Source organism: Shimia aestuarii (assembly GCF_022814865.1).
Lineage (GTDB): Bacteria > Pseudomonadota > Alphaproteobacteria > Rhodobacterales > Rhodobacteraceae > Shimia > Shimia aestuarii_A.
Map to the genome: position 1 here is coordinate 274274 of NZ_JAKVRD010000002.1, position 24885 is coordinate 299158.

21 protein-coding genes are annotated in these 24885 nt (G+C 64.7%); 11 read left to right on the forward strand and 10 right to left on the reverse strand.

What is annotated here, in order from left to right; all coding sequences use genetic code 11:
* The first annotated feature begins 43 nt into the window (after window positions 1-43).
* The 4 genes from mutL (at window position 44) to MK745_RS03455 (ending at window position 3957) form a co-directional block, all read left to right on the forward strand.
* On the forward strand, window positions 44-1915 hold the full coding sequence (mutL, locus tag MK745_RS03440) for a DNA mismatch repair endonuclease MutL (protein WP_243611866.1): 1872 nt from the start codon (window positions 44-46) through the stop codon (window positions 1913-1915).
* Window positions 1912-3063 carry a DNA recombination protein RmuC gene (locus MK745_RS03445; RefSeq protein ID WP_243611867.1) on the forward strand — a complete coding sequence of 384 codons (1152 nt, stop codon included), beginning with the start codon at window positions 1912-1914 and terminating at the stop codon, window positions 3061-3063. Before mutL ends, MK745_RS03445 begins: the two co-directional genes overlap by 4 nt.
* 101 nt (window positions 3064-3164) lie before the next feature.
* Window positions 3165-3530, forward strand: coding sequence for a hypothetical protein (locus MK745_RS03450; RefSeq protein ID WP_243611868.1), 366 nt, complete (start codon window positions 3165-3167; stop codon window positions 3528-3530).
* Between the two features lie 100 nt (window positions 3531-3630).
* Window positions 3631-3957: a DUF3775 domain-containing protein gene (locus MK745_RS03455; RefSeq protein WP_243611869.1), complete on the forward strand. Its 327-nt coding sequence runs from the start codon at window positions 3631-3633 to the stop codon at window positions 3955-3957.
* Between the two features lie 67 nt (window positions 3958-4024).
* Here the strand turns inward: MK745_RS03455 and MK745_RS03460 are convergent, their stop codons facing one another.
* The 7 genes from MK745_RS03460 to MK745_RS03490 all read right to left on the reverse strand — a co-directional run bounded on the left by MK745_RS03460 (window position 4025) and on the right by MK745_RS03490 (window position 13367).
* Entirely contained in the window at window positions 4025-5167 is a 1143-nt protein-coding gene (locus MK745_RS03460; protein WP_243611870.1) for a saccharopine dehydrogenase C-terminal domain-containing protein, read from the reverse strand.
* A 13-nt stretch (window positions 5168-5180) separates the two neighbouring features.
* Window positions 5181-5441: a SemiSWEET family sugar transporter gene (locus MK745_RS03465; protein ID WP_243611871.1), complete on the reverse strand. Its 261-nt coding sequence runs from the start codon at window positions 5439-5441 to the stop codon at window positions 5181-5183.
* Window positions 5442-5444: 3 nt separating this feature from the next.
* Entirely contained in the window at window positions 5445-6500 is a 1056-nt protein-coding gene (locus tag MK745_RS03470; RefSeq protein WP_243611872.1) for a saccharopine dehydrogenase, read from the reverse strand.
* Between the two features lie 201 nt (window positions 6501-6701).
* Window positions 6702-8747, reverse strand: coding sequence for a hypothetical protein (locus MK745_RS03475; RefSeq protein WP_243611873.1), 2046 nt, complete (start codon window positions 8745-8747; stop codon window positions 6702-6704).
* Window positions 8744-11491, reverse strand: coding sequence for a DUF4159 domain-containing protein (locus MK745_RS03480; RefSeq protein ID WP_431978962.1), 2748 nt, complete (start codon window positions 11489-11491; stop codon window positions 8744-8746). The genes MK745_RS03475 and MK745_RS03480 overlap by 4 nt, the downstream gene beginning before the upstream one ends.
* The gene (locus MK745_RS03485) at window positions 11491-12363 is read right to left on the reverse strand and encodes a DUF58 domain-containing protein (protein WP_243611875.1); all 873 of its coding nucleotides are present in this window, start codon (window positions 12361-12363) and stop codon (window positions 11491-11493) included. Before MK745_RS03485 ends, MK745_RS03480 begins: the two co-directional genes overlap by 1 nt.
* Window positions 12360-13367, reverse strand: a complete 1008-nt coding sequence (locus tag MK745_RS03490; protein ID WP_243611876.1) for an AAA family ATPase — start codon at window positions 13365-13367, stop codon at window positions 12360-12362. Before MK745_RS03490 ends, MK745_RS03485 begins: the two co-directional genes overlap by 4 nt.
* Window positions 13368-13435: 68 nt before the next feature.
* On the opposite strand from MK745_RS03490, the gene MK745_RS03495 reads away from it, so the two are divergent.
* Window positions 13436-14020: a DUF1285 domain-containing protein gene (locus MK745_RS03495; RefSeq protein WP_243611877.1), complete on the forward strand. Its 585-nt coding sequence runs from the start codon at window positions 13436-13438 to the stop codon at window positions 14018-14020.
* Here the strand turns inward: MK745_RS03495 and MK745_RS03500 are convergent.
* Window positions 14017-14958 (reverse strand): DMT family transporter, encoded by a 942-nt coding sequence (locus MK745_RS03500; RefSeq protein WP_243611878.1) that lies wholly within the window; start codon window positions 14956-14958, stop codon window positions 14017-14019. The genes MK745_RS03495 and MK745_RS03500 overlap by 4 nt on opposite strands.
* 165 nt (window positions 14959-15123) lie before the next feature.
* Here MK745_RS03500 and MK745_RS03505 point away from each other — a divergent pair, with 165 nt between their 5' ends.
* Entirely contained in the window at window positions 15124-15885 is a 762-nt protein-coding gene (locus MK745_RS03505) for a hydroxypyruvate isomerase family protein (RefSeq protein WP_243611879.1), read from the forward strand.
* On the opposite strand, the gene MK745_RS03510 is transcribed toward MK745_RS03505, so the two are convergent.
* Window positions 15882-16787 (reverse strand): cation diffusion facilitator family transporter, encoded by a 906-nt coding sequence (locus MK745_RS03510; RefSeq protein ID WP_243611880.1) that lies wholly within the window; start codon window positions 16785-16787, stop codon window positions 15882-15884. The two genes, MK745_RS03505 and MK745_RS03510, sit on opposite strands and share 4 nt — an antisense overlap.
* Window positions 16788-16938: 151 nt before the next feature.
* Between MK745_RS03510 and MK745_RS03515 the strand changes: the two genes are divergently transcribed.
* On the forward strand, window positions 16939-17169 hold the full coding sequence (locus tag MK745_RS03515; protein WP_243611881.1) for a DUF2798 domain-containing protein: 231 nt from the start codon (window positions 16939-16941) through the stop codon (window positions 17167-17169).
* Here the strand turns inward: MK745_RS03515 and polA are convergent.
* The gene (polA, locus tag MK745_RS03520) at window positions 17166-19985 is read right to left on the reverse strand and encodes a DNA polymerase I (RefSeq protein WP_243611882.1); all 2820 of its coding nucleotides are present in this window, start codon (window positions 19983-19985) and stop codon (window positions 17166-17168) included. The two genes, MK745_RS03515 and polA, sit on opposite strands and share 4 nt — an antisense overlap.
* 199 nt (window positions 19986-20184) lie before the next feature.
* Between polA and gpmI the strand changes: the two genes are divergently transcribed.
* The 4 genes from gpmI to MK745_RS03540 all read left to right on the forward strand — a co-directional run bounded on the left by gpmI (window position 20185) and on the right by MK745_RS03540 (window position 24885).
* Window positions 20185-21705, forward strand: coding sequence for a 2,3-bisphosphoglycerate-independent phosphoglycerate mutase (gene gpmI, locus MK745_RS03525; RefSeq protein WP_243611883.1), 1521 nt, complete (start codon window positions 20185-20187; stop codon window positions 21703-21705).
* Window positions 21702-22862 (forward strand): murein hydrolase activator EnvC family protein, encoded by a 1161-nt coding sequence (locus MK745_RS03530; RefSeq protein ID WP_243611884.1) that lies wholly within the window; start codon window positions 21702-21704, stop codon window positions 22860-22862. The genes gpmI and MK745_RS03530 overlap by 4 nt, the downstream gene beginning before the upstream one ends.
* Window positions 22863-24200 (forward strand): S41 family peptidase, encoded by a 1338-nt coding sequence (locus MK745_RS03535; RefSeq protein WP_243611885.1) that lies wholly within the window; start codon window positions 22863-22865, stop codon window positions 24198-24200.
* A 202-nt stretch (window positions 24201-24402) separates the two neighbouring features.
* Entirely contained in the window at window positions 24403-24885 is a 483-nt protein-coding gene (locus MK745_RS03540) for an RNA pyrophosphohydrolase (RefSeq protein ID WP_243611886.1), read from the forward strand.

Sequence of the window (24885 nt, forward strand, 5' to 3'; positions counted from 1 at the left end):
TCGCTGTGGCAGAATCGGGAGTACGCGTGCTAGGTTTTGGGTTATGCCTCAACCAGACCCCAAGATAAGCGAAAACCGCCCGGTAATTCGGCAATTGGACGATGCTGCGATCAATCGGATCGCGGCGGGCGAAGTCGTGGAGCGTCCGGCCTCTGCGGTCAAGGAACTTGTGGAGAATGCGCTCGACGCAGGCGCGCGGCGGATCGAGGTCGCCTATGGCGATGGTGGCAAGACATTGATCCGGGTGACGGATGACGGTTGCGGCATCGCGCCGGGGGATTTGCCGCTGGCGCTTGCGCGCCATGCCACGTCGAAGATCGACGGCAGCGACCTTCTTGATATTCACACCTTCGGGTTCCGGGGAGAGGCCTTGCCGTCGCTTGGCGCGGTGGGGCGGCTTAGGATCACCTCGCGGGCTGCGGGCGAGGACGCCGCCGAGATCGTGGTCGAAGGCGGCCGCATGGGGGCGGTGAAACCGGCGGCGTTGAGCAAGGGCACGCGGGTCGAGTTGCGGGATCTGTTTTATGCGACGCCCGCGCGGCTCAAGTTCATGCGCTCGGACCGGGCCGAGGCGCAGGCGATCACGGATGTGGTCAAGCGGCTGGCCATGGCAGAGCCGTTCGTGGGCTTCACGTTGCGCGATGTGACGGGCGGCGGGGAGGGGCGCGTGACCTTCCGCACGGAGCCAGAAAGCGGCGATCTTTTCGACGCGCTACACGGGCGGCTTGCAGGCATCATTGGCAAAGAGTTCGCAGAAAACGCGCTCCGGATTGATGCCGAGCGCGAGGGGCTGCACCTTGTGGGCTATGCCGCCCTGCCGACCTATTCGCGGGGATCGGCGGTCGCACAGTATCTTTTCGTCAACGGGCGGCCTGTGAAGGACAAGCTTCTCGTTGGGGCGCTTCGGGGGGCGTATTTCGATTTCCTCAGCCGCGACCGGCATCCGGCGGCGGCGTTGTTCATTGATTGCGATCCGCATCTTGTCGATGTGAACGTGCATCCGGCGAAATCGGAGGTGCGGTTCCGCGATCCGGGGATGGCGCGGGGGCTGATCGTGTCGGCGCTACGCCATGCGTTGGCGGAGGCGGGGCACCGGGCCTCGACCACCGTGGCGGGCGCGACGCTCGGGGCGTTCCGGCCCGAACCTATGGGAGATAGCACCGCGCGGGTCTATCAGATGGATCGCCCGTCGCTTGGCGCGCGCACGACAGCCTATGCAGCGCAGGCGCCGCACGCCACGCCGGGCTTTGCCGAGTTTTCGGACGCCTATAGCGCGCGGGTCGAGCCGGTTGTCGAAGAGACGGCGCCGGAGGAGGGCGCACCCCGGCTCGAGGCGCTGCCGCTAGGGGCGGCGCGGGCGCAGGTGCATGAGAATTACATCGTCGCCCAGACAGAGACGGGCATGGTCCTTGTCGATCAGCACGCGGCGCATGAACGGCTTGTCTATGAAAAGCTCAAGGCCCAGATGGCCGAGAACGGGGTTGCGGCGCAGGCGTTGCTCATCCCCGAGATTGTCGAATTGTCCGAGGGCGATTGCGCGCGGCTCCTCGCGGTGGCGGAGGAGTTGACGACGCTTGGCCTCACCATTGAGCCGTTTGGCGGCGGGGCGGTCGCGGTGCGCGAGACCCCGGCGATTCTTGGTGAGGTCAATGCGCGGGCGATGGTGCTCGATATTCTTGACGAGTTGGACGATCAGGGCGAGAGCCTGTTGGTGCGGGCCAAGATCGAGGCAATCCTGAGCCGGGTGGCCTGTCACGGGTCGATCCGGTCGGGGCGGCGGATGCGGGCGGACGAGATGAACGCCCTTCTGCGCGAGATGGAAGCGACGCCGCATTCTGGCCAGTGCAACCATGGGCGGCCGACCTATGTCGAGTTGAAACTAAGCGATATCGAGAGGCTATTCGGGCGGACATGATCCAGGTCGGTGAGTATCTTTTGGGGCCGGTGGAAGTGGTCGGTCTGGGCGCAGTGGCGCTTGTGATCCTGTTGTTGATCCTCGCGATCCGGGCGGCGGGGCGGTCGGCGCGAGTTGCCGAGCCGCTTGCGCATCAGATCGGGGCGTTGGGGCAGCGGGTCGAAACCCTCTCGGCGGGGCAGCAGCAGTTGTCGGGGGGGCTCACCCATGTGGCCGAGTCGCAGGCTGCGGCGCAGGCGAACCTCTTGCAGCACATGGAAAAGCGGCTTCAGCAGGTGAACCAGCAGATGACCGAGAACCTGCAAGGCTCGTCCCGGCGTACGGCGCATAGCTTGGGCGAGTTGCAGGAGCGGCTTAAGACCATCGACAAGGCGCAGGAAAACATCACCAAGCTCTCGGGCGATGTGCTGTCGTTGCAGGATATCCTGTCGAACAAGCAGACGCGCGGGGCGTTCGGGGAGATTCAGCTCAACGACATTGTCGGCAAGGCGCTCCCGAAGGATTCCTATGCGCTTCAGCAGACGCTTTCGAACGGGAAGCGGGCGGATTGCCTGATCCATCTGCCGAATCCGCCGGGGCCGATTGTCATCGACTCAAAATTCCCGCTCGAACCTTATGAGGCCTTGCGCCGGGCCGAGACGCAGGGGCAGCTGAACGAGGCGGCGCGGATGCTTCGGACGGCGGTGCGAGCGCATATCAAGGCGATCTCGGAGAAATATATCCTTGAGGGCGAGACGGCGGATGGGGCGTTGATGTTCCTGCCATCAGAGGCCGTCTATGCCGAGCTACACGCGAATTTCCCCGAGCTTGTGCGCGAGGGGTTTGCGGCGCGGGTCTGGATCGTGTCGCCGACGACCTGCATGGCGACACTGAACACGATGCGCGCGATCCTCAAGGACGCACGGATGCGGGAACAGGCGGGCGCGATCCGGCGCGAGCTTGGCCTGCTTTATGCGGATGTGGAGCGGCTTGGGACGCGGGTCGAGAACCTTGATCGGCATTTCGGACAGGCGGCGAAGGACCTCTCGGACATCAAGATCAGCGCCGACAAGGCGGGCCGTCGGGCACGGCGTCTCGACAATTTCGACTTTGAGGAACTGGCGCCCGAAAGCGAAGAAGCGATCCCGCTTGCCAAGCCCGAAGGCTAAAGGCGACTCCGAACGTTCAGAAGTGTGCTATCCTGCCCGCCAGTGCGGGACGAGGATATGAGGTTACCCTGAAAACACATTAAGAACGGGAAGGACGGGACATGCGCGGAGTCTCACTTTGGTTTTTCGGGCTGGCGGTTGTCAGCGCACTCTGTGGCATGGTGTGGGGCATCCAGATGTCTGCCAGCCACAATCATTCATTGTCCCCGGCTCATGCTCATCTCAATCTCATCGGTTGGGCCGGGTTTGCGATTATCGGGATCTATTATCACCTCATCCCCTCGGCGGCGGAGTCGATCATGGCGAAGGTGCATTTCGCGGTGGCGGCGGTGGGGCTTGTCCTCATTGTGCCGGGCATTGTTCAGGCGCTGCGCCAGACGGGTGAGACGCTTGCCAAGGCCGGCTCGATCCTGACGCTTTTGGGGATGGTGATCTTTGCACTCACCGTCTGGCGCAACCGGGGTTGAGAAAGACTGCACCGCGATGAATTGATTTGCGTAAGATCAAGGACCGGGTGCATGATAGCCGGGCAAGATGCGGACCAGGACAATGTCAGGAGGCGCCGAAATGCTCGAGATTACACCGTGGAAAGTTGCCCAAGTGGTGCTTATGGGGCGCGAATTGGACCGCGCCGAAGGCGAGTTGCGCGCGTTCATTGAACGTCTGAACGAGGATGAACAGGCGAGCCTTGTCGCTGTGATGTGGATCGGGCGCGAAAGTTTTACGGCCGATGAGCTTGGCGAGGCGATTGCCACGGCCAAGGCCGAGGCGACGGCGCCAACAGCGGATTACCTGCTCGGTTCGCCGCATATGTCGGATCACCTTGAGAACGGCATGGATGAGCTTGGCATGTCGCTTGCCGACGAGGAAGACGACCTCGTGCGCGGCGGATAAGCAGCGATCTTCCGGAATTGAAAAAGAGACGGCGGAGGCGACAAACCTCCGCCGTTCTTCGTATGTATCAGGCCAGATGGTCCACGATCTCGAGGTGCTGAGCCAGTGTGTCGATCTCGCTAAGCCAACGGGTGAACAGCTTGGGATCGCTTGGTGCGGCGGAGACGCCCGCGGGGATCTCGCGGTTCAGCACGGATTCGACGGCGAGAGAGACCGGGATCGAGACGAGGCGCGACATGGCGGTGCCGCGGTCGTCGCCCCAAGCGTCCATGACATAGGTCTTGTGCCAGACCTCGGCCCCGTCCTTCTCGGCGGTGAGGCCGACGCAGAGCACGACGCGGTCCGCTTCGCCTTCGTCATAGGCGTTTTCGTCCCAGAACTGGTCCGACATGTCCTTGAGCCGCGCTTCGCCCTCGGGTCCGGAGAGGGTTTCGATTTCCTTGAACACGTGGTCCCAGGCCTCGGTCCAGCCGTTGAGGCGCAGGGTGCCGCGCACGAACTGCTTCACCGACCAGTCGGGATCGAACTTGTAATCCTCCATGAAGGGGATCGAGTCGCGGTTCGGGTAGACCTCGAAGCTTTCCGGGGTCGGTAGCGGCGCGTCGTAGGAGGAGATCGCATCCCAAGGGCGGGCCACGTCGAGCGGCGCGAAATCACGGATCGAGCGGGAGGGCGAGCGCAAGGCCTTCAAGACGCCGAGCGGCGACCAGCTAAACTTGTAGCGGAAGGGGTTCGGCTCTTTCGGGATGCCGCCGCAATAGGAGATGAAGGAGAGCGTATTCCCCGCATCATAGGCCTTTGAGGCGCGATAATCGGCGATCAGCGCATGGGCCATCAGGTGGTCGATGCCCGGATCGAGGCCCACCTCGTTGACGCAGGCGACACCGGCGGCGCGGGCCTTGTCGTCAAGCGCCTTCATCTCGGGCGCGATATAGGAGGAGGAGACGAAATGTGCCTCTTTGGAAATGCAGAGCTCAGCGAGTGGCACATGCCAGTCGCCGGGCAGCATGGAGACCACCACATCGCCCTTGGCCAGTTCGGTGCCGAGCGTGTCGATGTCGAAGGCTTTGATCTTGTCGGTCAGGTCGCCCACGGCCTCGCGGGCCTTGTCGGTCGTCCGGTTCCAGACGGTGATCTCGTGGCCTGCCTCGAGCAGGCGGCGCAGGCCGGGAATGGCGGAGAGGCCGGTGCCACACCAGTGAATCGTCATCGTTTGGGTCCTTTCATCCGTATTTCAGTTTTGCGGTGACGATGGCAATCATCACCAAGGTGCCGACGGTGTTGGCGAGGATAATGGGCCAGTCCATCAGCAGAAGGCCATAGGCCAGCCATAGCATCACGTTCACGAGGAACAGGCCATTGGCGAGGAGCGACAGGTCGCGGGTATCGCCGGTGCGCCAGACGCGCACCGCTTGCGGTGCCCAACTGATCGCGCCCAGCACGGCGGCGGCGTAGCCGATCACCGGGGTCAATGTCGCCGACATGGGTCAGACCTTTGCCACATGGGTTTGGAAATCGGCCTCGGCGCGGGTCCAGACGCCACCCGAGAGGTCATCCACCGAGAGCAAGGTCGGCAGAAGCTGGGCGGCGTAGTCCTCGGAGGATTCCAGCGGCAGGAGAGAGGGCAGGTTGTCGATCGCCATCACATCGAGCGGCGGATTCTCGTGGACGCGCAGGGCCGGGGCATCCCATGTGGTCGCCTCCGCATAGACTGGGACGGGGTTATAGTCGCTGTCGGGATCGCAGGCGACATCGCCGATGGCCGAGAGGGTGCGGGGGGCGGACTTGGCGCTTGCAGGGACGAACACAGGCGTGCCGGGGCGCGCGAAGATGCAGTTCATGAAGATGTCATGGTCGAGAAGCTCTGGGAAAGGGCCGCCCGAGGCGGTTTCGGCCATGTCCCATTTGGTCACCGAGATGCCCATGGTCTCGAGCATGTCAGAGGCCCCGGTGCCGACCCGGCCCAGAGCGCCGATGACGATCGCCGTCGGCATGTCGCGGTCGAGCGTGTCGAGTCCGGCGCCGATATCGTCAAGCATGGCGTCCTTGTTGGGATAGCTCGAAACCGGGCCGCAAAGGCCGCCCGCCTGCTGTTCTATCCAGGCCTTGAGGGTCACGGCGGCGCCGGCATAGCCCGCCCAATAGCCGAAGGCGGCGACGCGGCGGCCGTCCTCGTCGACGAGATACTCGAGGTCATAGAGGGTGCCGCCCCCGGCCTTGAAGCGGCGCAGGAGGGCAGCGCCGGAGTGTTGGCCCTTGTAGGCGTGGCCGAACATGATGTGGCGATGCGGCAGGGGCGTGCCGTCTTCGGGGAGTTCCTTCAGGCCGAAAATGATCGCGTCCTGCGGGGCGGTGGGCCAGCTGTTCTCGGGTGCGATGTCGCAGCCCGCGGCGCGGTAGCCGTCAATCGGGATCGCGCGCACCGAGCTTTCCTCGACTGTGACGCGGATGCCCTTGTCCAGAAGCGCTTTTGCGCCCTCCGGTGTCAGCCCGACGCGGTCTTCGTTTGGCCTCTGTTCGGCCCGCACCCAGAGATGTGTCATGTCCGTTCCCTCGCTTTTGTCCGAATGGTAAATCAGCCCTCGCGGGGAATGACAAGCGGTTGGCGTGATCCAGCGGCGCGCCGCCGGGGCGGCGCACAGGATATGCGCCTTTGGCGCGGGGGAGGGGCCAGCCCCTCTTGGCCGCAGGGCGGCCAATTCACCCCGGGATATTGTGAGCAATAGGAAGAGTGGGGTGGGGGGTTAGCGGCGGCCTTCGCGCAGCCAGCCAAGCAGGATCAGGGAGGCGGACATGAGCAGCGTGAGCCAAGGTGGCAGGAGCGCCGTGCGGGCGATGTCGAGGGTTTCAAAGGCGCCGCGTGGCGTTATCCCCATCCAGCCGCGCCCGGCGGCGGGGCGGCCTTCGCGCACGGCGCGCAGGGTCGGCAGGCCGTCTTCGAGCGCGAAGCTGCCGCCTTGGCGGGTCTCGATCAAAGGAGCGAGCACCGTGTCGGTGGCGATGGTGCGTTCGAATTCGCGTGGGGCGGCGGGGCCGAGGCCGATCACCGCTTCATGGTCGTCATTGGCGAGGCGGTAGAGGCCGATCTCGGGGCCGGTGTAGCGGGTTTCGAACTGACCGGGGCGTGTCTCCTGCATGGGGCGTGTCTCTGTCGTGCCGGAGGGGGTCGTGATGGTCACGTCGCCCACGGTGTCGGAGAGGGAGCGGCGGATGATGCGCATGGTGCGGCCCGTGGCCTCGGCCCAGAGCGCCTCTTCCTCGAGGTCGGGTTCTCCCATCATCCAATGGGCGAGACGGCGCAGCAATTCGAGCTGTGGCCCGCCGCCCTCATAGCCGCGTGCCCAGAGCCAGGCGTGGTCGGAGGCGAGAAGCGCGACACGGCCTTCGCCAACCCGTTCGAGGACGAGGAGCGGCAGGTCGTCATGGCCGGTCATCAGCACGTTGCCCGCGCCCGGATCAACCTCGATCTGGCGCAGCCAGCGGCCCCAGTCGCCGTCCTGTGGCAGGTCGTTTGTCACCGGGTGGCGCGCGCCGAGATCGGAGACCTTGGGCGCAAAGGGCGCGTCGATCACCCGCGCGGTGGGGCGGGCAGGGAGCACCTCGCCGAGAGGTGAGCGGAAGATGGAGTCGGCGCTCGCAAAGTCTGGCCCGGCGGCGACCAGCACCGCGCCGCCGGTCTGGACATACATCGCCACGTTCTCGAGGTAGAGCGAGGGCAGGATGCCGCGACGTTGGTAGCGGTCGAAGATGATGAGGTCGAAATCCTCGATCTTGTCCATGAACAGTTCGCGCGTCGGAAAGGCGATGAGCGAGAGTTCGGAGACCGGCACGCCGTCCTGTTTTTCAGGTGGGCGCAGGATGGTGAAATGCACGAGGTCCACGGAGGCGTCGGATTTCAGAAGGTTGCGCCATGTGCGGCCGCCGGGATGCGGCTCGCCCGAGACAAGCAGGACGCGCAGGCGGTCGCGCACGCCGTTGATTTGCACCACGGCGCTATTGTTGCGGTCGGTGAGTTCGCCGGGGGCGGTCGGCACGGTGATCTGGATCACGTTGCGCCCGCCATGGGTCAGAGTCAGGGGCAGTTCGGCGGTGACGCCGACACGCAGGTCGAACCGCTGTGGCGGCGCGCCGTCGATGGAAATCTCGAGCGGGGCGGTGCCGGTCTCGGAGGCAGGCACGGCGCCACTATCCTCGATGCGCAGTGTCAGGCGGATTTCCTCGTCGAGGATAGCGAAGGCGGGGGCGCCGGTGACGGTCAGGCGGCGATCCCAGTCGGTTTCGCGTCCGGTATGGAGGAGGTGCAGGGGCGCTGGAAGGTCGGGCGCGCGGGTCATGTCGTGCACATGGCCATCGCTCAGGGCGAAGATACCAGCAATGCGGGCGCGAGGTTCTTCGGCCAGAGCTTCGGAGAGCGCGGTCATCATCTCGGTGCCGGCGTTCTCTGCGCCGTCGGGCACTGTGATGCGGCGCAGCTCGGTATTGGGGCGGGCGGTGATGCGGGCGGCCAGCGCCTCGGCGGCGGTTTCGGTTGTGGCGGCACGATCGGCGAGGCGTTGGCTCGCGCTTTGGTCCTCGAGCATGAGGACGATATCGCTCAGGGGCGCGCGGTTCTCGCGTTGCAGCACCGGGCCTGCGAGCGCGGCGAGGATGACCAGCGCGGCGAGGCCCCGGAAGGCCCAACCGGAGAGGCGGCGCCAGAAGGCCCAACCGACAAAGACCAACGCCAGCGCGGCGAGAAGCCCAAGTGCCCAGAGGGGCAGGAGGGGATCGAAGAGCACGTGTCCGGTCATTGGCCGAGCCTGTCGAGAAGGGCGGGGACATGGACCTGATCGGATTTATAGTTGCCGGTCAGCACATGCATCACGAGGTTGACGCCGAAGCGGTAGGCCAATTCGCGCTGGCGTTCGCCGCTGCGGCCCCGGCCCACGGGGTAGAGCGCGTTGCCGTTGCGATCCATGGCCCAAGCGGCGGCCCAGTCGTTGCCGCCGATGACCACAGGCGTCACACCATCGTTGAGGTTGCGGAAGGGCATGCCTTCGATCTTTTCGGCATCGGCGGGGGCGGCTTCGACCCAGACATCACGGCTCGTATAGCGGCCGGGGAAGTCCTGAAGGAGGTAGAAGGTCCGGGTCAGCACGTGGTCGCCAGGCACGGGTTCGAGTGGCGGGATGTCGAGCGGCGCGGCGAGGCGTTGGAGCTTGCGCCCATTGGGGCTTGCCGAGCCAAAGCGGGCAACATCGGCGTCGCGGGTGTCAAACAGGATCATGCCACCCGCGCGCAGGTAAGCGTTGAGCTTGGCATAGGCTTCGTCGGAGGGGATCGGCTGGTCCGGGGTGATGGGCCAGTAGAGGAGCGGGTAGAGGGCGATCTCGTCGGTTTCGAGGTTGATCGCGGCAGGCTCGGTCGGCTCCACCGAGGTTCGGAAGAAGAGGGTTTCCGACAGGCCGAGGAGGCCCGCATGGGCGGTGTCGTCGATCCGGGCGGTGCCGGTCAGGACATGGGCGAGCACCACTTCGCGGGTATCGGCAATGGCGCGGCGTTCGTCGGCACGCGCCTCGGGAATGGGCAGGGCGAGCAGCAGGACAATGCTTGTCGCCGCGCGCGCGCCACGCAGGCGACCGGAGACGGCGAGAGAGGCAAGAATGTCGAGCAGCAATAACGCCAGAGCGCCGGCAAGGAGCGGCCCGGCGAGGGGGCGTTCGGGCGCGGCTTCGAAGCCGGTGATGACGGTGCCTGCGGGCCAGTTCGCGGGGAGGAGCTCGGTCTCGGTGGCGATCACGTTGCGGGCGACAAGCCGGGCGCCGGAGCGGTAAAGGCCGGGGCGGAGCGCCGGGCCGAGGGGGGCGGTCGCAAGGTCTTCGCCGGAGACGCCCACGAGGGTGGGGTCGTCCTGTAGGCGGCCAAAGCCATCGAGGACGCGCACGGGCTGCCATGTGGTGCCGGCGAGGCGCTCTTCGTCGGAGAGTGTCGTCGCGCTCAGGATGGCGAGGCGGTCGAGCATGCGCACGAAGAGGCCGGAAAGCGGCAGGCCGGACCATTCGGCATTGGCGGTCACGTGGAAGAGAACGACCTGCCCTTCGCCGAGGCGCTTGCGGGTGACGAGGGGCGTGCCGTCTGAGAGCTCGGCGATGACGCGGGAGGCGAGGTTGGGGTCGGGCTGGGCCATGACCTGTGCCTCGATGCGAACCTCGTCAGGGACGGGGAGGCCGTGGAACGGGCTTTCGGCAGGGAAGGGGGCGAGAGCCTTCGGCTCGCCCCAGCTCATGGCGCCACCAACGCTACGGCCTCCGGCGCGCAGGCGCACGGGCAGGAGCGGGTCTTCGGAGGTGCCGCCCGCGCTGGCTGCGGCGAGGCGCGGTCCGGCAAAACGCAGCAGAAGGCCGCCCTCGGCGATCCAGTCGGAGAGATCGGCGGTTTCTCCGTCCGAGAGTGTCGCCACGTCGGCCAACACGATCACATCCGGGTTCGCGGGCAGGACATCGGAGAGCGCGCCTTCGAGGATGTCGGCATTGGGGCTCAAGGCTTGGCGCAGGTAGTGCAGCGGCGACAGGAGTTCGAGCCCTTCGCGGGATTCGCGTCCGGCGATCAGGGCGACTTCGCGGCGGCGCAGGGAGTCATCAGAGAGGGAAACGGCGGCGGCGGAGCGTTGGCCCGCGATCTCAAACCGGGAGATTCGCGCCCGCAATTCGGCAGGCAGGGAGAGGTCGGTTGATGCGGTGGCATCGCCGGGTGCGAAGGAGAGCGGCGCGGTGGCAAGGACACGGGCGGCGCCGGAGGGATCGAGGCCGTGGGCTTCGACGGTGATATCGCGCGCGAGGGGCGTGGCGGCGCGGCGGGCCTCGATGGTCAGGATACCTTCGGAGACCTCGGTCGGGGCGAGGGCGAGAGCCGCGCGGCTGCCTTCGACGATCTCGACCCGGCCCTTGTCTTCGAGCGCGGCAAGGAGCGTGCGACGTTCGGAGTTCTCAAGACCGTCGGACATCCAGAGCGTATCGAAATCGGTGTCGGGAAGGGCGTCGGCGAGGGTTGTGAGGGTGTCGGGCAGGGGTTGCCATGGGGATGGTGAAATCCCTGCGAGCTGTGCCTGCCACGTGGCTGCGGGCTGGAAGCGTGGGGTCTCGGCAGAGGTCAGTTGCACCAGCGCAACCTCGCGGCCCGCGCGGTGAGCTTCGTCGAGGCGGGTGTCGAGCATGGCCATTTGCGCACGCCAGTTCGACGCCGCGCCCCAGCCGCCGTCGAGCAGGACCAAGAGGCGGTCTTGGCGGGCGGTGTCGGTTTGCTCGGGGTTGAGGACAGGGCCAGCGAGCCCAAGGATGAGCGCGGCAATGGCAAGTGCACGCAAGAGCAAGAGCCACCACGGGGTGCGGTCGGTGACGGTATCCTCATCCGTGAGGCCGATGAGAAGCGCGACGCCGGGAAAGCGGCGCACGATCGGCGCGGGCGGGATGGCGCGCAGGAGAATCCACAAAACAGGCAGCGCCAGCAGTGCATAGAGCAGCCAGGGTGTCGTGAAGCCTATGGAAAGCGCCCCCATCATGGGCGACGTTCCAGCGCACGATAGAGCCAGAGAAGCGCCGATTGCGCCGATTGCGTCGTGTCATGCGGCGCGAATTGCCAGCCCGTTGTTGCCGCAAGCGCCTTGAGCCGGGCGCGGCGTTCGATCAGCCGCTCCATGTAGCGGTCGCGCAGGTCGGAGGCCTTGCGGGTCTCGTGGCTGAGGCTTGCGCCCATACTCTCGAAGACGGCGCGACCGTGGAAGGGAAAGCTCTCTTCGGCGGGGTCGAGCACCTGCATCATGACGCCGCGAATGCCCCGGTCGGCGGCTTTGAAGAGGGCGGCCTCGACGGCGTCGAAATCGCCAAGGAAATCCGAAATAAAGAGCGCGCGGGCATGAGGCAGCATGGCGCGAGCTTCGGGAGTTCCGAAATCCTCTCCGCTTGGCCCGAGAAGCATCTCGGTCAGGCGCAGAATCTGGCCTTCGCCCCGGCGCGGGGGCAGGGCGGTGCCTGTGAGGCCGACGCGTTCTCCGGCACGGATCAGGAGGATCGCCACCGCAAGCGCGAGGGTGCGGGCGCGGTCGCCTTTGGTCATGCCTGTCTTGAGGCTGGTGAAGTCCATCGAGGCAGAGCGGTCCACCCAGAGCATCACCGATTGCGCCACCTGCCATTCACGCTGACGCACGAATTGCGCGTCTGAGCGCGCCGAGCGGCGCCAGTCAATCATGCGCAGGGAATCACCGGGTTGGATCGGGCGGTACTGCCAGAAATCATCTCCCAAACCTGCGCGCCGCCGCCCGTGTTCACCCAAGAGCACCGTCCCGGCGAGGTGTTCGGCCTCGGCAAGGAGCGGCGGCAGGCGGGCGGCCTCGGTCTCGGCGCGCGTGCGAAGATGGGCGGTGTCCGTCACGCGGCGGCTCCGATCCCGTCCATCCCGGCGAGGGTCTCGGCGATCAGGTCGGACACGGTCTCGCCACGGGCGCGGGCCGCGAAAGTCAGCGCCATGCGGTGCGACAGGACCGGCACAGCCATCGCGGTCACGTCTTCGGCGGAGGGCACGAGGCGGCCATGCAGGAGCGCCTGCGCGCGCACCGTCAGCATCAGGGCCTGTGCGGCGCGGGGACCGGGCCCCCATGCAACGGTCTCGCGCACGGCTTCGGAGGCGGAGGGATCTTCGGGCCGGAAAGCGCGCACGAGGTCGAGGATCATTTCCACCACGCTTTCGCCGACGGGCATGCGTCGCAGAAGAGTCTGGGCGGCGATGAGGTCGGCGGCGGTAAAGACGGCGTGCGCTTCTTCCTCTTCGACGCCTGTCGTCGCGAGGAGAATGTCGCGTTCGGTGTCGCGGTCGGGATAGGGCACGTCGATCTGCACGAGGAAGCGGTCAAGCTGGGCCTCGGGGAGGGGGTAGGTGCCTTCCTGTTCGATGGGGTTCTGCGTTGCAAGCACGTGGAAGGGCGCATCGAGGGGGCGATCCTCACCCGCGACGGTTACCTTTTTCTCCTGCATCGCTTGAAGGAGGGCGGATTGGGTTCGGGGGCTGGCGCGGTTGATCTCGTCCGCCATCAGGAGCTGACAGAAGATCGGGCCGGGGACAAAACGAAACTCGCGCGTGCCGCCCTTGCCTTTCTCGAGCACCTCGGAGCCGAGAATGTCGGCAGGCATGAGATCGGGCGTGAACTGCACCCGGTTGCCATTGAGGCCCATCACGGTCGAAAGGGTTTCGACAAGCCGCGTCTTACCAAGGCCGGGAAGGCCGATCAGCAGGGCATGTCCCCCGCACAGAAGCGCCGAAAGCGTCAGGTCGACGACGCGCTCTTGACCGATGAACCGCTTGGTGATGGCGGTTTTGGCGGCTGCGAGCTGCCCGGTCAGCGCCTCGATATCCGCGACAAGATCGGCGTCTTGGGCCATGACAAGTCCTCCGCTAGGTTTATATCCTAAGAGAAACCATATCGCGGGGAACGGAAATGGCAAAAGCAATGAGCGGACAAATTCCCGTGACATCCTCGTTTGAGGGGATCGCGGAGGCGGCGCGTGATGCGGGAAAAGGCAAGACGCTCCCGCCTGTGCATCTCTGGAATCCGCCGCTTTCGGGCGATATCGACATTCGGATCGCCAAAGACGGGCGTTGGTATCACGAAGGTGGCGAAATCCGGCGCGCACCGCTGGTGCGGGTGTTCTCGACGATTCTCAAACGGGAAGGCGACGAGACCTTTCTTGTCACGCCGGTTGAGAAATGGCGGATCACGGTCGAGGACGCGGCCTTTGTCGCCGTCGATGTCGAGGCCGAGGGGCGCGGAGAGACTCAAGTCTTGCGGTTTGTGACCAATGTCGGCGACGTCGTCGAGGCTGGTGCGGAGACCCCCATCCGCGTTGAGGGTGGAGAGGAAGATCCAGCGCCTTATGTCATGGTGCGCGGTGGGCTTGAGGCGCGGATCGACCGCAAGAGTTTCTATCGCATGGTTGAGATGGGCGAGGAGGCCGAGATCGATGGTGCGCGCCATTTTGGCATCTGGTCGGGCGGCACGTTCTTTCCGCTTATCGCGGCTGAGGCGTTGGACTAGGCCGCGACGCGGCGGGTCTCGCCGCGCTGGGCGATGATGACACCGAGGATGACGATGCCTGCGCCACAGGCCTTGGTCCAGTTCCAGCCGTCCCCGAGCGCGAGCATCAAGAGCATGACGTAGAACGGCGCGACGTTGATATGAAACGAGGCGACGGCGATGCCGAGGCGACCGACCGAGGCGATCCACATCACCTGACTGAGTGCGCCGGCGGCGAGGGCATAGATCGCAAGCATGGTGATTTGGTGGGTGTCGATCACCGCGCGGGGCAGCACGTCTGTACCGATCGCATAGGCGACGAGGAAGATCGTCGCGTTGAAGACGAGCCCACCTGCAAGCGTGATCGTCGTGCGTCCGACCGGGGAAAGGTCGGAGAAGTCGCGCACGGTAAAGTGGCTTCCGAGCGCGAAGAGGAAACAGGACCCGAGCGCCGCGAGGACGCCCGCGCCGAGGGTTTCAACGCCTGTGCCGCCTGTGGCGATCACGCCGCCCGCGACGGAGGCGATCATGCCAAGAACGAAGGCCGTGTTGAGGCGTCGCCCACCGCTCCACATTTCGATCAGGGTTGCGGCGATGGGGGTGCCTGTGGCGATGATGGCGACGGTGACGGCGTCGGTCAGGGATTGCGCGAGCAGGAGGAGGTAGGTGCCGAGGCCAAAGGTCAGCCCGCCAATGAGCGTGCCGCGCCCCCAACGCGCCGAGGCAACGGCGCGGGGGCCATCAACGAGGAGCCAAAGCACCATCAGCATCGTCACAGCGAGCGCGAAACGTGCGGTGATGAGGGCCAGTGTCGGCCATGTTGCAAGCAGCACCTCTGCCGCCGGGAAACCACAGGCCCAGGCGAACATCGAGGCCACGCCAAGGGCGTTTCCGGACAGAGTCCGGCGGGTACCGCCGACCGCAATAGGCCGCACGGGATTGGGGCTTGTCGAGGACATGCCACACCTCTCCTGCAAGGTCGAAACTGATTTTGAAACGTCTCCCGGAAATACGGGCCGACCCCTCGTCCCTCGCGTGATTCGGGCGCGGTTTCTTGTTCATTTTCGACAGTGTGTCGTTTTCGGACCTTGTCTTGGGTGCGGGTCGAGGCAAGGGTGAGAGTCATGATCCGCTCTGCCGCCAATATCAGCATGCTGTTTGATGAGATGCCGTTTCTCGAAAGGTTCACGGCTGCGAAGGCGGCGGGGTTCGATGCGGTCGAGATCTTGTTTCCCTATGAGACGCCGATCGAAAGGCCTTGCGCCGCGAAGGCGGCGGCGGGGCTACCTGTCGTGCTGATCAACACGCCGCCGACGGACTGGGCCGCAGGCGCGCGGGGATGGGCCGCCGTGCCGCGGCAGGAGCGGCGGTTCCGCGAGGATTTCGAGCAGGCGCTTCGCTATGCGCGGGCGCTTGATGCGGGGATCATTCACGTGATGTCAGGCGTTGCCGAGGGCGACGCGGCGCGCGCCACTCTGGTTGAGAACCTGCGCTGGGCCACGGCAATGGCACCGGAGCAGAGGCTCAGCATCGAACCGCTCAACCCGGTGAGTATGCCGGGGTATTTCCTCAACGACTATGCGCTTGCGGTCGAGGTTATCGATGCGGTGGGGGCGGAAAACCTGACCCTGCAATACGATGCGTTTCATGCGCAGATGTTGACCGGGGATGCGCTTGCCGTGTGGCGCGCGTATGGGGCGCGGGCCGGGCATGTGCAGGTCTCTGATGTGCCGGGGCGCGTTGCGCCGGGGCTTGGTGGTGCGGTCGATTTCGACGCGCTTTTCGCGGCGTTGCGGGGGGATGGGTATGATGGGTACGTCAGCGCAGAATATCTTCCGGGCAAGGCGGGCACCGTGGCAGAGCTTGGCTGGATGAGCCGTTTTTAGTGGCCGATCCGCGCAGCGTCGGCACAGCTTTCCTCGGCGGTCTCCATCTCGATCATGCCGTGGTGGATGCCGAAACGATCAGAGAGCATCTGGCGCAGGGCCGCGCGCAATTCGGCGGGGGCTTTGCTGCCGTCAATCACCACATGGGCGTCGAGCGAGACCTCGTGTTCCTGCATGCGCCAGAGATGGACGTGGTGGATTGAGGCGACGCCGGGCATGCCTTCAAGCGCGGCGAGCACCTCTTCAAGGGGCGGATCATCAGGGCTTGCCAGCATGAGGATGCGGATCACGGGGCGCAGGCCGGTGGCGGAATGCCAGAGGATATAGCCCGCGATGACGAGCGTCAGGATCGGGTCGATCAGGCGCCAATCGTAGAGCAGGATCAAGACCCCTGCGACGATCACGGCGATGGAGCCGAGTGCGTCGGCGATATTGTGCAGAAAGGCGGCGCGCATGTTCACGCTGTCGCGTGACAGGCGCATGATGAGAAGCGCGGTGACGGCATCGACGACGAAGGCGATCCCGGCGACGATGACGACGATCCAGCCCTCGACTTCGACCGGGTTGAACAGGCGGCCGATGCCTTCTGAGACAAGATAGAGCGCGATGACGATCAGTGTCGTGTAGTTCACCAGCGCCGCCACGACCTCGGCACGACCATAGCCAAAGGTCATGTCGGCATCGGCAGGGCGCCGTGCGATCCGGCGGGCGAAAAAGGCGATGATGAGGGAGAGGGCGTCGGAGAGGTTGTGGATCGCATCGGCGATCATGGCGAGCGAGCCAGAGATCACTCCGGCGACGATCTGCGCCAGCGTCAGCGCGACATTGACAATCACAGCCCAGAGGACGCGTGTGTCTCCGGTATCGGGTAGGGCGTGGTGGTGGTGGTGATCGTGGGGCATCGGCACTCCTTGGACAGAGGGTGCGCCATGGGTGTGAGGGAGACAAGGGGCTGTGCGCTTAGGTCGCTTGTGCAGGCGTGCACAGGGGGGTGCGCGTTGCGGTGGGCAGGGGAAAGAGGGACATAGCGGCAAAACATTCCGGAGATCTTATATGTTCCCACCACGCTTTCAGCCGTTTCTCTTTGCCTTCTTCATGTCGGGTATGATGTCCTTCCTGATCATCGGTATCTCGACCCTTCGACTTGCCGGGTTCGTCGAAGGGTTCTTTGGCCTATGGGTCAGTGGCTGGCTCTCAGCCTGGGTCGTGGCGTTTCCGATCGTGCTTTTCGTGGCGCCGCTGGCGCGCAGGATCACGATGCGTCTTGTGAAACAGCCTGCCTAGTGCGCCTCGGCCCAGTTGGCGCCTTGCCCAGCGTCAACGATGAGCGGCACGTTCAGTTTCACCACCGGCTCGGCCGCGCCCTGCATGATGTCGCGAGCGACCGCGATTGTCTCGTCCACGGCGCTGTCTTCGACCTCGAAGATGAGTTCATCGTGCACCTGTAGGAGCATCTTGGCGGGCAGGTCGGCAATCGCCTCGGGCATGCGGATCATGGCGCGGCGAATGATGTCAGCGGCAGTCCCCTGAATCGGTGCGTTGATCGCGGCGCGGTTGGCAAAACCCGCGCGGGGCCCTTTGGCGTTGATCTCGGGCATATGAATTTTGCGACCAAATAGAGTTTGGACGTATTCGTGCTCTTTCGCAAACGCCTTGGTGTCGTCCATGTAGGCGCGGATACCGGGGAAGCGTTCGAAGTAGCGGTTGATGAAGTCCTGCGCCTCGCCACGTGGGATGCGCAGGTTGCGGGCGAGGCCAAAGCCGGAGATGCCGTAGATCACGCCGAAGTTGATCGCCTTGGCGCGGCGGCGCACTTCGGGGGTCATCTCGTCCAGCGGCACGTCGAACATTTCGGACGCGGTCATGGCGTGAATGTCGAGCCCGTCATGGAACGCCTGTTTCAGGGCGTCGATATCGGCGATATGGGCGAGGATGCGCAGTTCGATCTGGCTATAGTCGAGCGCGATCAGGGTTTTGCCCTCTTCCGCCACGAACGCCTCGCGGATGCGGCGGCCCTCTTCGCTGCGCACGGGGATGTTTTGCAGGTTGGGATCGGTCGAGGCAAGGCGGCCGGTATTGGCGCCGGTCTGCACGTAGGAGGTATGGACGCGGCCCGTCTCGGGGTTGATGTGGTCCTGTAGCGCGTCGGTATAGGTCGATTTCAGTTTCGAAAGCTGCCGCCAGTCGAGGATGCGGGCGGGCAGGTCATGTTCCGTCGCGAGGTCTTCGAGGACATCGGCGGGGGTCGAATACTTGCCGGTCTTGCCTTTCTTGCCGCCGGGCAGGGCCATCTTGTCGAAGAGGATTTCGCCGACCTGCGCGGGAGAGCCGACATTGAAGCTTTCACCCGCCAACTCGTGAATCTCGGCCTCGAGGCCGGCCATCTTCTGGGCGAAGGCGTTGGACATGCGGCTTAGCGTGTCGCGGTCGACCTTGACGCCGTGGCGTTCCATCTGGGCCAGCACGGGCGAGAGCGGGCGTTCGAGGGTCTCGTAGACCGTCGTCACCTGTTTCTGGTGCAGTTGCGGTTTGAAGAGTTGCCAGAGGCGGAGCGTGATGTCGGCATCCTCGGCGGCATATTTCACCGCCTCGTCGAGCGGCACCTTGTCGAAGGTGATCGCGGATTTGCCGGAGCCGAGCAGGGATTTGATCGGGATCGGCGTATGCGCGAGGTAGCGTTCGGCGAGCGTATCCATGCCGTGTCCATGCAGGCCCGCATGAAGCGCGTAGCTCAGGAGCATCGTGTCGTCGATCGGCGCGACGGTGATGCCGTAGCGCGAGAGGATCTTGGCGTCATACTTGGCGTTCTGGAAGATCTTCAGGATCGCGGGGCTTTCCAGCACGGGCTTGAGCGCGTCGATCACCTCGTTCAGGGGCAATTGCCCCTCGGCCAACTCGTCGCTGGCAAAGAGATCGTCCGTCCCGGCCTCTTTCTTGTGGCCGACGGGGATATAGCAGGCCTCGCCCGGCTCGACGGACAGGCAGATGCCGACGAGATCGACGACCATTTCGTCAAGCCCGGTGGTCTCGGTATCGACGGCGATATAGCCCCGCGCATGGGCCTTGGCGATCCACGCATCAAGGGCGGCGCGGTCCTTGACCCATTCATAGGCCTCCACGTCAAACGGCTTGTCCTCGGGCGCATCCGCGGCGCCGCCTTGTGCGGGACCGGTGGCGGCGGGGGCTTCGGGGATGACAGGGGCCTCGACGCCGAGATTGTCGGCGACGCGCTTGGAAAGGGTGCGGAACTCCATCTCGGAGAGGAATCCAAGGAGGGTCTCGGGTTCCGGGTCGCGCACCTCGAGATCCTCGATGGTGAAGTCGAGCGTCATGTCGCAGTCGAGCTGCACCAGCCGTTTCGACATCTCGATCTGCTCGCGTTTCTCGATCAGGGTCTGGCGGCGCTTGGGTTGCTTGATCTCTTCGGCGCGGTCGAGAAGCTCTTCGAGAGAGCCGAATTCATTGATGAGAAGCGCGGCGGTCTTGACGCCGATGCCGGGCGCGCCGGGGACGTTGTCGACGCTATCGCCTGCGAGCGCCTGCACATCGACGACGCGGTTCGGGCCGACGCCGAATTTCTCTTCGACGCCTTCGCTATCAATGCGTTTGTTTTTCATTGCGTCGAGCATTTCGACACCGCCGCCGACAAGCTGCATCAAGTCCTTGTCCGATGAGATGATGGTCACGCGACCCCCGGCCTCGCGGGCGCGGCACGCGAGCGTCGCGATGATGTCGTCGGCCTCGAAGCCTTCGACTTCCTTACAGGCGATGTTGAACGCTTCGGTCGCTTTGCGGGTCAGGGGGAATTGCGGCACGAGGTCTTCGGGTGCGGGCGGGCGATTGGCCTTATACAGATCGTAGAGATCGTTGCGGAAGCTCTTGCCGGAATGGTCGAAGATCACGGCGACATGTGTCGGCGCGTCGGGGCCGGTATTGGCCTCAACATAGCGGTAGAGCATGTTGCAGAAGCCCGCGACCGCCCCAATGGGAAGCCCGTCGGATTTGCGCGTCAGTGGCGGCAGGGCATGATAGGCGCGGAAGATGAAGGCCGAGCCGTCGATCAGGTGCAAATGGCAGCCCTTGCCGAATCCGGTGTCCATGTCGCGCTCCCTTGGTGTCTTGCTATGGCCCTTGTTGTGCCATGCGGGGCAGGGGCGCGCCAGATGGAAATCGGGGCAGCAGGCGCATGGGCGGGGATCGGCGGGAAAGGGGCAAATGGTGGCAGGCAGGGAGAAAGCGGTTCACGCGGGGGGCGGCAAGGGGTAGAAGGCGCTGCAAAGAGAGATGGAGCCGTCCGATATGACCACACCGAAACCTGTCGTGCTTTGTATTCTCGACGGCTGGGGACTTAGCGAGACCACGAAGGCGAACGCGCCTGCACTGGCCAACACCCCGGTCTTCGATACGATGATGGCAGAGTGTCCCAATGCGACGTTGATCACGCACGGGCCGGATGTGGGCCTGCCGAGCGGGCAGATGGGCAATTCAGAAGTTGGCCACACGAACATCGGCGCGGGCCGCGTGGTGGCGATGGACCTTGGGCAGATTGATCTTGCGATCGAGGATGGGTCGTTCTTCGAGAACGCGGCGATCAAGGATTTCTGCGAGACGCTCAAGGCGAGCGGCGGCACGGCGCATTTCATGGGCATGATCTCGGATGGTGGCGTGCATGGCCATATCGAGCATATCCTCGCGGCGATGAAAGCAGTGACAGACGCGGGCGTGCCGGTTGCTCTGCACGCGATCACGGATGGGCGCGATGTGGCGCCGAAATCGGCCTATACCTATCTTGAGACGATGGCCGAGCGGATGCCGGAGGGGGCAAAGATCGTCACGATTTCGGGTCGCTACTTTGCGATGGACCGCGACAACCGCTGGGGCCGGGTCTCGGAAGCCTATAACGCCTGGGTCAAGGGTGAGGGCAACCATGCGGCGACGGCGGTCACGGCGGTCAGCAATGCGTATAACCGCTCGGAAAGCGATGAGTTCATCACGCCGACAGTGATCGGCGACTATGCCGGGGCACTGGATGGGGATGGGTTCTTCTGTCTCAATTTCCGGGCCGACCGGGCGCGGGAAATCCTTGCCGCGATCGGGCAGCCGGATTTCGACGGGTTCGACACTGGCAAGCGCCCGAATTGGGCCGCGCTTCTGGGTATGGTGGATTACTCGGAGGAGCACAGCACCTACATGACCACCGCCTACCCGAAACAGGAGATCGTCAACACGCTTGGCGAATGGGTGGCGAAGAAGGGGCTACGTCAGTTCCACCTTGCCGAGACGGAGAAATATCCGCACGTCACTTTTTTCCTCAACGGCGGCAAGGAAGACCCGGAGCCGGGCGAAGATCGCTATATGGCGGCCTCGCCCAAGGTTGCGACCTATGACCTTCAGCCGGAGATGTCGGCAGAAGAAGTCACCGAGCATTTCGTGGGCGCGATCGAAGAGGGCTATGACCTTATCGTGACCAACTATGCCAACCCGGATATGGTCGGCCATACCGGCGACCTCAAGGCGGCGATGGCGGCGTGCGAAGCCGTGGATCAAGGGCTTGGCAAGGTGCGCGCGGCGCTTGAAAAGGCGGGCGGTGCGATGATCGTGACCGCCGATCACGGCAATTGCGAAACCATGGTGGACCCGGTGACGGGTGGGCCGCACACGGCGCATACGACGAACCCCGTGCCGGTGATCCTCGTGGGAGGGCCGGAAGGCGCGACCTTGCGCAAGGGGCGGCTTGCGGACCTCGCGCCGTCGCTGCTTGACCTGATGGGGATCGACAAGCCCGCGGAGATGACCGGGGAGAGCCTGATCCTGCGATGAAACATCTCGCCGCCGCAGCTCTGATCGCCTTCGGGTTTGCAGGCTCTGCCACGGCAGAGGGTGGGGCGAGTCCGGCAGACGCAGCACGGGCGGCCGCGCAGAAGATCGAGACCGCATCGCTTGCCTTGCAAGAGGCGGGGGATGCGCGCGATCGGGTCGCAGCCCTGACCGAGACGGTGCAGGGGTTCGAGGCCGGGTTGCAGGCAATGCGCGAAGGGTTGCGCCGGGCGGCGGCACGCGAGGCCCGGCTGCGTCGTGATCTCAAGCGCCGCGAGGGGGAGACGGCGCGTCTTCTTGGTGTGCTGCAATCGGTCGGGCGTGGCATGGGGCCGGGCGGTGGTCCGGTCATGCTTCTCCATCCGGATGGTCCGACAGGAACGGCACGGGCGGGAATGATCCTTGCCGATGTGACCCCGGCGCTCGAGGCAGGGGCGGCGCGCATTCGGGCTGACCTCGAAGAGATCGAGATCCTGCGCGCCTTGCAGGAAGACGCTGCGGAGGCCCTGCAGGATGGCCTGAGCGGTATTCAGACAGCGCGCACCGAGCTTTCGCAGGCCATCGCGGATCGCACTGATCTGCCACAGCGCTTTGCCGATGATCCGGTCAAAATCGCGCTTCTCATTGCATCGACGGAAACGCTCAACGGTTTTGCCAGCGGTCTCGTCGATATTCAGGAAACCGGAGAGAGCGCCGTGGTGCTTCCCGATCTGGATGCCCGCAAGGGCGAGCTTCCCTTGCCGGCGGAGGCGCAGGTGCTGCGCCGCGCGGGCGAAGCGGATGCGGCGGGCGTGCGCCGTCCGGGGCTTGTGCTCGCGACACGGCCCAGTGCGCTCGTGGTATCGCCGACTGCGGCGACGATCCGCTATCGCGGGCCGCTTCTCGACTATGGCAACGTGGTGATCCTCGAAGCGGAGCCGGGGCTGTTGTTCGTGCTTGCGGGCATGGAGGCGGTCTATGGCAATGCCGGTCAGGTGATCCCCGAGGGCACGCCCGTGGGTCTTATGGGCGGAAATGACCCGGAAATCGGGGCAATCCTTTCACAGGTCAGTGATGGCTCTGGTCAAGAACGGACAGAAACGCTCTATATAGAAGTCAGACAAGGCAAGACCACCGTGGACCCGGAAACGTGGTTCCGGACAGACAAGGATGAACTATAGATGAAGAAATTTGTCATTGCCGCGCTGGGTGGCACTCTCACGGGCGCGCTCTTTGCCATGCAGGTGGCCGGGCCGCTTCTTGCGCAGGAGAGCGCGAAGACCAGCAACGTCTATGAGCAGCTTGACCTGTTCGGCGATATTTTCGAGCGCATCCGTGCGCAGTATGTGGAAGAGGTCGATGAGGCAGACCTGATCGAAGCGGCGATCAACGGCATGCTGACCTCGCTTGATCCGCATTCCTCCTACCTGTCGCCGGAAGATGCCGCGGATATGCGGGTGCAAACCCGTGGCGAGTTCGGCGGGCTTGGCATTGAGGTCACGCAGGAAGACGGGTTCGTGAAGGTCGTCTCTCCGATTGATGGCACCCCGGCGGATGCCGCGGGGATCGAGGCGGGAGATTTCATCACCCATGTGGATGGGGAAAGCGTTTTGGGGATGAACCTTGACGAGGCCGTCGAGTTGATGCGTGGCCCGGTGGGATCGGAGATCGTCATCACCGTTGTGCGCGAAGGCGAGGCAGAGCCGTTCGATGTGTCGATCATCCGCGACACGATCAAGCTGACCGCTGTGCGGTCGCGCACCGAGGGCGATTCGGTGGTGCTTCGGATTACCACCTTCAACGACCAGACCACGCCGAACCTCGAGTCGGGCTTTGCCGAACAGGTCGAGGCGCTTGGTGGGATGGACAACGTCAACGGCATTGTGCTCGACCTTCGCAACAACCCCGGTGGTTTGCTGACCGAGGCGATCAAGGTCTCGGATGCCTTCCTCGAGAAGGGCGAGATCGTGTCGACCCGTGGTCGCAACCCCGCCGATGGCGACCGGTTCAACGCGACGCCGGGCGATCTTTCGGATGGCAAGCCGATCGTGGTTCTCATCAATGGCGGTTCGGCCTCGGCCTCGGAGATCGTTGCCGGTGCGCTTCAGGATCATCGTCGTGCGATCGTGGTCGGGACGAAATCTTTCGGCAAGGGCTCGGTCCAGACGGTGATGCCGCTTCGGGGTGATGGGGCGATGCGCCTGACCACGGCGCGCTATTACACGCCTTCGGGCCGGTCGATCCAGGCGCTTGGCGTGTCGCCCGATATCGTCGTTGCGCAGCCGCGCCGCAAGGACGCGAGCGAGGAAGAAGAGGACACGACCAAGCGGCGTTTCCGGTCGGAAGCGGACCTGCGGGGCAGCCTCGACAATGACAGCCTGACCGAAGATCAAATTCGCCAGATCGAGGCCGACCGCGCCAAGGCCGAGAAGGCCGCGAAGCTGCGCGAAGAGGACTATCAGCTCGCCTATGCGATCGACATCCTCAAAGGTCTTTCGAAGCTCGGCCCGGAGCAGTAAGCCCCGGCCAAATTACAGGGAGAGGGCGGGGATTTCCCCGCCCTTTTCATATGGTGCAGGGGCGCTGCCCCTCTTGCCTGCCACGGCAGGCAATTCACCCCGGGATATTTTTGGCAAGAGAAAGAGAGCGTGGCGGAAAGGCGAATTGCCTGACGGGCGCGGCTTGGGTAGGTGTTGGGTTGTGCCAAGCCGGAGATGTGCCATGACCCCTGAAGAGATCGCCAAACTGCCCTATCGCCGCAACGTGGGCGTGATGCTCGTCAATGCCGAGGGGCATGCCTTTGTCGGCCAGCGGCTCGATAGCGAGGTACCGGCCTGGCAAATGCCGCAGGGTGGGATCGATAAGGGCGAAAGCCCGAAGGAGGCGGCGCTGCGCGAGTTGGAGGAAGAGACCGGGGTGTCGGCGTCGTTGGTCACGGTTGAAGGGGAAACCGAGGGGTGGATTTCCTATGACCTGCCTGCCGATATCGTGCCGCGCATCTGGAAGGGGCGCTACAAGGGGCAGGAGCAGAAATGGTTCTTGCTGCGCTTTCACGGGACGGATCAGGACGTCAATATCGAGGTCGAGCATCCCGAGTTCTCGGAGTGGCGCTGGCTCCCGGTGGACGAGTTGATCGACAATATCGTGCCGTTCAAACGTGGCGTCTATGAGCAGGTCGTGGCGGCCTTTGCAGGCCGCCTCTAG

Excerpts from the sequence above, each read along its gene's own strand:
- MK745_RS03505 (WP_243611879.1), top strand. The coding sequence starts at position 15,124 with ATGATCCGCTCTGCCGCCAATATCAGCATGCTGTTTGATGAGATGCCG.
- MK745_RS03500 (WP_243611878.1), bottom strand. The coding sequence starts at position 14,958 with ATGTCCTCGACAAGCCCCAATCCCGTGCGGCCTATTGCGGTCGGCGGT.
- MK745_RS03495 (WP_243611877.1), top strand. The coding sequence starts at position 13,436 with ATGAGCGGACAAATTCCCGTGACATCCTCGTTTGAGGGGATCGCGGAG.
- MK745_RS03510 (WP_243611880.1), bottom strand. The coding sequence starts at position 16,787 with ATGCCCCACGATCACCACCACCACCACGCCCTACCCGATACCGGAGAC.
- MK745_RS03515 (WP_243611881.1), top strand. The coding sequence starts at position 16,939 with ATGTTCCCACCACGCTTTCAGCCGTTTCTCTTTGCCTTCTTCATGTCG.
- gpmI (WP_243611883.1), top strand. The coding sequence starts at position 20,185 with ATGACCACACCGAAACCTGTCGTGCTTTGTATTCTCGACGGCTGGGGA.
- MK745_RS03470 (WP_243611872.1), bottom strand. The coding sequence starts at position 6,500 with ATGACACATCTCTGGGTGCGGGCCGAACAGAGGCCAAACGAAGACCGC.
- mutL (WP_243611866.1), top strand. The coding sequence starts at position 44 with ATGCCTCAACCAGACCCCAAGATAAGCGAAAACCGCCCGGTAATTCGG.
- MK745_RS03475 (WP_243611873.1), bottom strand. The coding sequence starts at position 8,747 with ATGACCGGACACGTGCTCTTCGATCCCCTCCTGCCCCTCTGGGCACTT.
- MK745_RS03530 (WP_243611884.1), top strand. The coding sequence starts at position 21,702 with ATGAAACATCTCGCCGCCGCAGCTCTGATCGCCTTCGGGTTTGCAGGC.
- MK745_RS03450 (WP_243611868.1), top strand. The coding sequence starts at position 3,165 with ATGCGCGGAGTCTCACTTTGGTTTTTCGGGCTGGCGGTTGTCAGCGCA.
- polA (WP_243611882.1), bottom strand. The coding sequence starts at position 19,985 with ATGGACACCGGATTCGGCAAGGGCTGCCATTTGCACCTGATCGACGGC.
- MK745_RS03535 (WP_243611885.1), top strand. The coding sequence starts at position 22,863 with ATGAAGAAATTTGTCATTGCCGCGCTGGGTGGCACTCTCACGGGCGCG.
- MK745_RS03460 (WP_243611870.1), bottom strand. The coding sequence starts at position 5,167 with ATGACGATTCACTGGTGTGGCACCGGCCTCTCCGCCATTCCCGGCCTG.
- MK745_RS03445 (WP_243611867.1), top strand. The coding sequence starts at position 1,912 with ATGATCCAGGTCGGTGAGTATCTTTTGGGGCCGGTGGAAGTGGTCGGT.
- MK745_RS03490 (WP_243611876.1), bottom strand. The coding sequence starts at position 13,367 with ATGGCCCAAGACGCCGATCTTGTCGCGGATATCGAGGCGCTGACCGGG.
- MK745_RS03455 (WP_243611869.1), top strand. The coding sequence starts at position 3,631 with ATGCTCGAGATTACACCGTGGAAAGTTGCCCAAGTGGTGCTTATGGGG.
- MK745_RS03540 (WP_243611886.1), top strand. The coding sequence starts at position 24,403 with ATGACCCCTGAAGAGATCGCCAAACTGCCCTATCGCCGCAACGTGGGC.
- MK745_RS03465 (WP_243611871.1), bottom strand. The coding sequence starts at position 5,441 with ATGTCGGCGACATTGACCCCGGTGATCGGCTACGCCGCCGCCGTGCTG.
- MK745_RS03480 (WP_431978962.1), bottom strand. The coding sequence starts at position 11,491 with ATGGGGGCGCTTTCCATAGGCTTCACGACACCCTGGCTGCTCTATGCA.